Below are 8,672 nucleotides of genomic sequence, written 5' to 3' on the forward strand. Positions count from 1 at the left end.
TTTGTAAGTGCAATGTTCATATATTATTCACAAAAACACCGTGTTAATAGTGATTAAAATCACAATATGTACTATACAATTCAGTTAAACTAAAAACAGTTAAGGAAATAGAGGAGTGGGATACAATGTTAAGTGCAAAAACAATTGAAATCGTAAAGTCAACAGTACCATTATTACAAGAAAAAGGCGTTGAAATTACAACGCGATTTTATCAAATTTTATTTTCGGAACATCCGGAGTTATTAAATATTTTCAACCATACAAATCAGAAAAAGGGAAGACAACAACAAGCGCTAGCGAATGCTGTTTATGCAGCTGCAACGTATATTGATAATTTAGAAGCTATTATTCCGGTTGTAAAACAAATTGGTCATAAGCATAGAAGTTTAGGTATTAAAGCAGAGCATTACCCGATTGTAGGTACATGTTTACTACGTGCAATTAAAGAGGTTGCAGGTGCACCTGATGAAGTTTTAAATGCATGGGGAGAAGCTTATGGTGTCATTGCTGATGCATTCATTAGCATTGAAACAGAGATGTATGAAGAAGCGGCGAATAAAGAAGGTGGATGGAAAGATTTCCGTAACTTTGTGGTTGTTAAAAAAGTTACGGAAAGCGACGTTATTACATCATTTTATTTAAAACCTGAAGATGGAGGGCAAGTTTCTTCATTCATCCCAGGACAATATGTAACGATTCAAATAAATATAGAAGGTGAAACGTATACACATAATCGTCAATATAGTTTATCAGATGCTCCTGGAAAAGAATATTATCGTATTAGTGTAAAGAAAGAAAAAGGTGTAGATACACCGGACGGTAAAGTATCTAATTACTTACACGATCATGTAGAAGAAGGGGATATGTTACCAGTAAGTGCACCAGCAGGAGATTTCGTATTAAATATGGATTCAACATTACCAGTTGTGCTAATTAGTGGTGGAGTAGGTATTACACCAATGATGAGTATGCTAAATACGTTAATTGAACAAAACTCAAAACGTAATGTATGTTTTGTTCATGCAGCGATAAATAGTAATACACATGCAATGAAAGAACACGTTGAGGCAGTAGATAATGAATACGAACAAGTTAAAGCATACACTTGCTATTCTGCACCAACTGAAAAAGATTTGGAAATGAAGAACTTTGATAAAGAAGGTTTCATTGAAGCTGAATGGTTACAAACTATTATTCCGACAACTGAAGCAGAATTTTATTTCTGTGGTCCCGTACCATTTATGAAGCATATAAATGCTGCACTAACTAATTTAGGTGTGGAACAAGAGCATATTCATTATGAATTTTTCGGTCCAGCAGCAAGCTTACAATAGATGAAGTTTGAAATAAGTAAAAAACGAGGTATTATTTTACCTCGTTTTTTATTTGTTCTCGTAACAGCCGATTTACCGTTTCACGGCGTATACCTATGAGTTGACCGATTTCAGTTTGTGTTAATATTTCATATATAGGAATGTCACCTAAATATAGTGTGAACCATTCTTGTAAACGATGTAGACGTTCTTTCGGAGAGACGGTTGTCAATTGATCGATACGCTGTTGCATCATTCTTAATTTTGATTGTAGTTGCATAGCAATATTTGCATATGATGCAGGATTTGCCTGAAGTTGATCGTACCATTCATTACTAATTATAGGTTCAACTTCTGTTTTCATTAAAGCGATTGCTGTACCGTGATATTCCTTCGGTGAAATTAAAGAATGGTGAGGTATCGTTTCACCTGGAACGATAATGTTGAATAGAAATGGTGTTCCATCTTCTTCTATCCGTACTACTTTTAATAAACCTGTTTTTATAAAATATAAAGGACCGTCCTCGCCTTGACGGAATAGTACATCTCCTTTGTGTAGAATCAATGTTAGCCCCCCATTTAAACATTTCTATTTCTTCTATTTTAGCGTATATGTATAAAGACAATATGCTTTTAAATAGCAATTTCATTGACGAAATATATGCTATTACAGTAGTATACTATTTAGTGTGTAATAGTACTAGCAATGAATACGCTGTAGGGGGTTTAGTATATTGTTAGATGCGATAAAAATGACGGATATGAGAATTCCGGCGAATGCTATCATTCATGTAGAAGAGATGAAAGGTGGAGTCGTGTTATCCGTTGAAGTAGACGGCCAAATTATTTATACGATGGCTTATGATGAAGAAACAGATAGTTATGCTGAATTATATGATCGAAACGATAAGAGGGCGTGCCAAGTACATGAGGATTTTATGGGATGGTCACTTCTTCACTAAAAAAGATGTCAATATGACATCTTTTTTTATTAAAACGATAGAATATACAAAGAAATGAAATATAAGGATAAAATTTGTAATAAATGATTTTGCATTGTTAGCACTTTGTAACTGCAAGTGAATTATTTTTTCGCTATCATAAAGATAACAGTCGCAGTTATAGGAGTGGTCAACTTGAAGAAAGTACATATTTCCAACTATATGTTATTATGTGTTTGTTTAATTTTATTTGTTCTCTTAGGAGGATTTTTATATTCATGTGTATAAGAAAAACGCATTCTAAAAAGAACGCGTTATAAAAAAGAAGTAATGATTAATCTAGTTCCGAGAATAATTAATGTGATACGTAATAAATTAATTACGGCATTACCACTTAATTTTGTATTAATATAAGCCCCGATTTTCCCGCCAATCCATGCACCAGGAATAAGAATTAATGCGTAAACCCAGCTGACATTTCCAAGGGAGATGTGAGTTGCAGAACTTACAATTGCTGATAAAAATACGATAAACATCGAAGTTGCTACAGCAATATGTGCTGGGAATGCAAAAAGTAGCATCATTGCTGGAACAAGTAAGGCACCGCCGCCAATTCCAAATAATCCAGATATAAAACCAACTATAAAGGCGATAAAGATTGCGAGAAGCGGTGGAAATTGATAGTGTACAGTGTTTCCTTCGTTATCTGTAAAAGAACGCTTAATTACCGTCATATTTGATAAAGAAAGGGGGTTTAATTTGTCTCGTAACATAAGAAGAATGGAGACAAAAATAAGGAAAATCCCAAAATATAAAGAAAATGTATCTTGGTTTAAAAATTTGTTTGCCCACGAGCCGATGATACCACCAGGGCCACTCCCGATAAATAAAATAAGTCCACTTTTGTAATCTACTCGTTTATGCTTCATATAAGTAAGGGTGGAAGATAGTCCTGTAAAAACGACTGTTACCATTGAAGTTCCTACTGCAAGTTGTGGTGATAGACTGTGTAATCCGATTAATAACGGAACAATAATAATTCCGCCACCAAGCCCGACTAGACTCCCGACTGTCCCGGCGATTAACCCGATGAAAAGTAACATGATGTATTCCAAAATTGCCAACTCCTCTATATAACTTATCCACCAATTATTATACACGCTTTTTAATAAGAAAAAGGTTTGTTCACAAAAAAGTCGTCTTCCTAGAAAAATAAGGAAGACGACTTTTAATTAAAAGATTAAGTGTAATAAAGCGAAAAATAATGCAGCTAACGAAGCTGAAATAGGAAGTGTAATAACCCATGTAATTAACATGCGTTTTGCAGTTCCCCATTTTACACCTTTCACACGATGTGAAGCACCAACCCCTAAAATAGAAGAAGAGATAACGTGCGTTGTACTAACCGGTAAGTGAATGAATGTTGCGCCGAAAATAACAAGTGATGATGATAAATCAGCAGCTACACCATTTACAGGACGAATTTTCATAATTTGTCCACCGACAGTTTTAATAATTTTCCATCCGCCAACAGAAGTACCAAGACCCATTGCGATTGCACAACATAATTGTACCCAGAACGGGATGTCGTCAGAAGTATGATAGTTATTGGCCATAAGAGCCATCGTAATGATTCCCATTGCTTTTTGTGCATCATTCGTACCATGTGTATAAGCTTGTAATGCTGCAGTGAAAATTTGGAATAAACGGAAGTTTTTGTTCGTTTTCGTTAAATTAAAGTTTTTAAAGACCACTTTAAAAATACTGTATACGATATAACCAATAACAAAAGCGATAATCGGTGAAATGATTAAAGCTTCAAGAATTTTTATGAACCCTTTAAGATTTAACGAGCTAATACCGGCAGCAGCGATAGCTGCACCTGCGATTGAGCCGATAATTGCATGCGAAGAACTACTTGGAATACCGTAGTACCAAGTAATTAAATTCCAAGCTATTGCCGCAAGCAAAGCAGCTAAAATTACAAGAGAACCATTTTGCAAGGCAAATGGATCAACGATATCTTTTGTAATCGTTTTTGCTACACCTGTAAATGTCATCGCACCTAAAAAGTTCATAATAGCTGCCATAATAATTGCATGTCTAGGCTTTAGAGCTTTCGTTGAAACAGCCGTTGCAATAGCGTTTGCTGTATCGTGAAATCCATTGATAAAGTCAAAAGCTAAAGCGCAAATGACTACTAAAACGGTCAGTATCAAGAGTGTATCCATGATCAAACTCCTTACGCGTTCTTCATAATAATTGTTTCTAATACGTTTGCAACGCTTTGGCAGCTATCCGCTACTTCTTCAAGCTCTTCGTAAATCTCTTTGTATTGAATGATCTTAATCGGATCTTTCTCACGAGAGAATAAGTGCTTAATTGCATGACGGCGAATATCATCACATTGTGATTCGTAATCCTTAATCTTAATCGCGTTCGTACGAATGTCGACTAACTTCTTTTTAGACAGTAGTTCAACAGAATTTGCAATCTCAATCGCACATTGATTAATTGCTTCAACGAATTTAATCATGTATTCATCAGCTTCTGTAATAGAATACATTTCGAATAGACCAGCACTATGATCTAATCCGTCTAATACATCATCCATACTCATTGCAAGTTGTAGGATGTCCTCACGTTCAATTGGAGTAATAAACGCTTTGTTTAGCTCCATAATGATTTCGTGAATAAATGAGTCACCTTTTGACTCATACTCTTTCATGCGCATAGAAAACTCTTTTAAATCGCTAGCATTTTTAATTTTATACTCCACGAAAAACTGCGCGCCTTCTTTTAAATTTTCTGAAACATTCATTAACATTTCAGAAAATTTATCTTTTTTTGATTTAAATACCATTATTAGTTACCCCCACAAAAGTAATATATGTAAAATATATTGGCTAATCAATTCTAACAAAAAACTGTCGTTTTTTAAAACATTTTATCGAAAAGTTTACAAAAACTTAACATAACTCTCATTGTTGTATTAATAATATTAATAATCAATAGTGAATATCTTACTTGTAGAATGTCCTTTTCTTGCAAAAAGTATGAATGTGAAAGAAAAGCTTTACACTATAGGAACGACTACGTTATTATAATAAATTTAAAAGGAGGTATATTCTTCCTTTTGAAAAGAAGAGTGTAAACAAACGAAGGAAGTGAACGAATGAAATTGAAGAACACTCACTTAAAAAAAATGCAGGAGTGGTTCAACAAGAGGAAGAAACTTCGTAATTCATTAATTGTATTAGGGAGTTTACTCGCTACTCTATTTATTGCTATAAATATAATAATTTCCATTCAAGACATATCTGAATTAAAACAAGCTGTTCCGCAACCGACCTTAATTTATGATGCAAATAATGAAGTTGCGACTAAATTAGCTTCTTCTAAAACAGAAGGTGTTAAAAGGAAAGATATTCCTGACATTATGGTTCAGGCAATTGTTGCAGTAGAAGATAAGGGGTTTTTTAACCATCACGGTATTTATTATAGTGGAATTATAAGTGCAGTTTTTAAAAATATTACAGCAGGAGAAGTTGTAGCAGGGGGAAGTACAATTACGCAACAACTTGCGAAAAATGTATTTCTGACACAAGACCGCACGTTCTCGCGTAAAATAAAGGAATATTTTTTAACAAAAAAAATAGAACGTACGTATACGAAAGATGAAATTATCGAAATGTATATGAATCAAATTTATTTCGGTGAAGGTGCTTGGGGCATAAAAAGAGCAGCTAAGTCTTATTTCGATAAAGATGTAAAAGATTTAACAATTTCAGAGGCTGCAACGATTGCTGGCTTGATTAAAGCACCGTCTGCGTATTCGCCTTATAAAAACTTTAATAAATCAATCGAACGACGTAATGTTGTATTAAGTTTAATGAAAGAGCAAGGATATATTTCTGACGAACAATATAATAAAGAAAAAGAGAGCGGTCTTGTGTTAAAACGTGGTGTTGATGATAAATACAAGGGAAAATACTCTCAATATGTAGACTATATTGTTAGAGAAGCAATGGACAAGTATGAATTAACACAAAATGAAATTTTAGCAGGTGGTTATCGTATTTATACAGAGCTTGATCCGAAAAAACAACAGGCTGTAGAAGACGTTGTGAATAATGAGAGTTATTTCAAAGATAATGGCTCAGACCAGCTTATGCAAACGGGTGTAGTTCTTATGAATCCAAAAACAGGTGGTGTACCAGCTTTAGTTGGAGGTAGAGGACCGTATCAGTTTTTACAGTTTAACCATGCAACCCAATTAAAAAGACAACCTGGCTCAACGTTAAAGCCTCTGGCTGTATATGTACCAGCGTTAGAGCAAGGGTATGAAGTATACGATATATTAAAAGATGAACCATTTAATATTAAAGAATATAAACCGCAAAATAGTGATCATACTTTTCACGGTGATGTGACAATGTATGAAGCTGTGGCAAAGTCGTACAATGTTTCGGCTGTTTGGCTATTAGAACAAATTGGATTAGATAAAGGATTAAAATCTTTAGAGCGATTTGGTATTCCATTAGTGCCAGAAGATCGTACGTATCCGATCGCTTTAGGCGGTATGCATGTGGGGACCTCTCCATTTGTAATGGCTCAAGCGTATAGTACATTTGCAAATGACGGTGTCCAAGTGGAAGCTCATGCGATTAGAGAGATACAAAATGCTGAAGGTGAAACAATTGGAAAGTGGTATAAGAAAGAGACACGAGTGACGAGCGAGAAAATTGCTCAAAAGATGACATATTTATTAAAAGGTGTTGTCGAAAAGGGAACGGGCGAAAAGGCGAAAGTTAATAATATTGATACGGCAGGTAAGACAGGAACGACTCAAATTGTAAATGGACCAAGCGCCGGTGCAAAGGATTCATGGTTTGTTGGATATACACCAGATTTAGTAGGTGCGATTTGGGTAGGATATGATAAAACAGATAGTGATCATTATGTGCCGGGAGGAAGTCAAATTACGACGACAATGTTCCGGGATATTATGAAAAAAGCGAATGCCAATCCAGCTCAAAAAGCATTCCAGTTATCGCTCATATCTGAGGCTGATTATAAAAAACAATTGAATACAATAGAAGAGGAAAAACGAAGAAAAGAAGAAGAGAAGAGAAGAAAAGAAGAGGAACAACAAAGAAAAAAAGAGCAACAAGAGTGGATTGATAAAGTGAAAGAATGGATTCCTTCATTTTGGTAAAAGAAAGAGGCGAATAACGAAATTCGCCTCTTTTTCGTATGAGAAATTAAGTGAACTTTTAATCGGTGGGGAGGAGCTGAATCTATCTCTACGAGTTGTTAGCCCATATTAATTGGGATAAATAGTATTACTCGTTAAGTGTAACATTTGTACTGCCAAAGGATTGAGAATCGTATGTGACTAGTATTTTCCCTTTACTAATAGGTTCGTAAGGTAATTCTTCTTCGAAATTACCATTATTTTCATTGTGGATAGAAAGTGTGATTTCATCGATTTTTTTATTTGTATACTGATCTTTAATCGTTTCAGCAATTTGAAGTAACGCTTCGGAACTAGAAGCTTGCGTAATAAGCATTCCTTTTATAACCTTTTTTTCATTCTTTGTGGTATTGGAATAAGGGATGTTGCTTTGTTTTGTATACAAAAGTTTGTATGGAACAGTTTTTCTCTCTGCTTTTGATATAGTAGAATATTTTAGAGTTAAAAAAAATCCTACACATAAAATAATGCATACCATAAGAGCAAACCAAATGCGTATTAGTGACATAACTCTCATTTTCATCCCTCTTTCATATCTTTGACTTCACTATTTATCATACAAAATGAGGATTAAGACAGAGTAAATTTGAGGTAAAGAAACGTAAAGAAGGAGCACTTATCCTCCCAAATAAGTGCTCCTTTCTATATAAAGAGAGATTTAATGCACGGTTAAACGATACATATTATTATAAATATACTTATTGATTGAAAATTAGTAAATTCGGAATACGGATAGTGTTGCAGTTGTATCACCTGTGTTAGGAATAGAAATAGTGTTTGCTGTAGGCTGTACAGCAATCGTTGTACCAGCTTGTAAAGTAACGATTGTAGAGAAAGAAACAGCACTACCGATAACGTTAGTTGAGAAGTTACGATTAGGTGGTTGGCCATTGAATGAAATACCGAATCCAAATGGTGAAGATCCTGGGAAAGTTGTAGACGCTGAGAAACTAATATCATATACGCCTGTTTCTAAAATTGTTAAAGTATCTGCAGTGTCATTAAAATTAATGTTATTTATTTCAAAAACTTGATTAAATTGGATGTTTGTTCCAGGTGATATAGTTTGTGCGTTTGAGTTTCCGATTGCTGCGATAGTTACAGGAATTGGAGTACCCGCTGGTCCTGTTGCGCCAGCCGGGCCTTGAGCACCAGTAGCAC

General features: G+C 34.7%; 9 protein-coding genes. 3 read left to right on the forward strand and 6 right to left on the reverse strand.

Features of this window, described 5'->3' with window-relative positions:
• Positions 1-125 precede the first annotated feature (125 nt).
• Complete coding sequence (hmpA, locus tag DN394_RS11440) at positions 126-1,334, forward strand: NO-inducible flavohemoprotein (RefSeq protein ID WP_046958182.1); 1,209 nt, start codon at positions 126-128, stop codon at positions 1,332-1,334.
• Between the two features lie 31 nt (positions 1,335-1,365).
• Here hmpA and DN394_RS11445 read toward each other — a convergent pair whose 3' ends face one another.
• Positions 1,366-1,878: a Crp/Fnr family transcriptional regulator gene (locus DN394_RS11445; protein WP_000600574.1), complete on the reverse strand. Its 513-nt coding sequence runs from the start codon at positions 1,876-1,878 to the stop codon at positions 1,366-1,368.
• A 169-nt stretch (positions 1,879-2,047) separates the two neighbouring features.
• On the opposite strand from DN394_RS11445, the gene DN394_RS11450 reads away from it, so the two are divergent.
• Positions 2,048-2,275: a hypothetical protein gene (locus DN394_RS11450; protein WP_000882907.1), complete on the forward strand. Its 228-nt coding sequence runs from the start codon at positions 2,048-2,050 to the stop codon at positions 2,273-2,275.
• A 293-nt stretch (positions 2,276-2,568) separates the two neighbouring features.
• Here DN394_RS11450 and DN394_RS11455 read toward each other — a convergent pair whose 3' ends face one another.
• The 3 genes from DN394_RS11455 to DN394_RS11465 form a co-directional block, all read right to left on the reverse strand.
• Complete coding sequence (locus DN394_RS11455) at positions 2,569-3,369, reverse strand: sulfite exporter TauE/SafE family protein (RefSeq protein WP_000455764.1); 801 nt, start codon at positions 3,367-3,369, stop codon at positions 2,569-2,571.
• 117 nt (positions 3,370-3,486) lie between these two features.
• Positions 3,487-4,485, reverse strand: coding sequence for an inorganic phosphate transporter (locus DN394_RS11460; protein WP_000380278.1), 999 nt, complete (start codon positions 4,483-4,485; stop codon positions 3,487-3,489).
• Between the two features lie 11 nt (positions 4,486-4,496).
• Positions 4,497-5,117 carry a DUF47 domain-containing protein gene (locus tag DN394_RS11465; protein WP_000231446.1) on the reverse strand — a complete coding sequence of 207 codons (621 nt, stop codon included), beginning with the start codon at positions 5,115-5,117 and terminating at the stop codon, positions 4,497-4,499.
• 312 nt (positions 5,118-5,429) lie between these two features.
• Here DN394_RS11465 and DN394_RS11470 point away from each other — a divergent pair, with 312 nt between their 5' ends.
• Positions 5,430-7,472, forward strand: a complete 2,043-nt coding sequence (locus tag DN394_RS11470) for a transglycosylase domain-containing protein (protein ID WP_097917496.1) — start codon at positions 5,430-5,432, stop codon at positions 7,470-7,472.
• 127 nt (positions 7,473-7,599) lie between these two features.
• Here the strand turns inward: DN394_RS11470 and DN394_RS11475 are convergent, their stop codons facing one another.
• Together DN394_RS11475 and DN394_RS11480 are read right to left on the reverse strand one after the other, a co-directional pair.
• Entirely contained in the window at positions 7,600-8,028 is a 429-nt protein-coding gene (locus DN394_RS11475; RefSeq protein ID WP_149293799.1) for a hypothetical protein, read from the reverse strand.
• Positions 8,029-8,223: 195 nt separating this feature from the next.
• A partial coding sequence (locus tag DN394_RS11480; RefSeq protein WP_149293797.1) for a Gly-Xaa-Xaa repeat protein occupies positions 8,224-8,672 on the reverse strand: 449 nt, incomplete at its 5' end.

The organism is Bacillus sp. BB081 (assembly GCF_008368895.1).
In the GTDB taxonomy this organism is placed as follows: domain Bacteria; phylum Bacillota; class Bacilli; order Bacillales; family Bacillaceae_G; genus Bacillus_A; species Bacillus_A wiedmannii.

Excerpts from the sequence above, each read along its gene's own strand:
- hmpA (WP_046958182.1), top strand. The coding sequence starts at position 126 with ATGTTAAGTGCAAAAACAATTGAAATCGTAAAGTCAACAGTACCATTA.
- DN394_RS11465 (WP_000231446.1), bottom strand. The coding sequence starts at position 5,117 with ATGGTATTTAAATCAAAAAAAGATAAATTTTCTGAAATGTTAATGAAT.
- DN394_RS11460 (WP_000380278.1), bottom strand. The coding sequence starts at position 4,485 with ATGGATACACTCTTGATACTGACCGTTTTAGTAGTCATTTGCGCTTTA.
- DN394_RS11475 (WP_149293799.1), bottom strand. The coding sequence starts at position 8,028 with ATGAGAGTTATGTCACTAATACGCATTTGGTTTGCTCTTATGGTATGC.
- DN394_RS11470 (WP_097917496.1), top strand. The coding sequence starts at position 5,430 with ATGAAATTGAAGAACACTCACTTAAAAAAAATGCAGGAGTGGTTCAAC.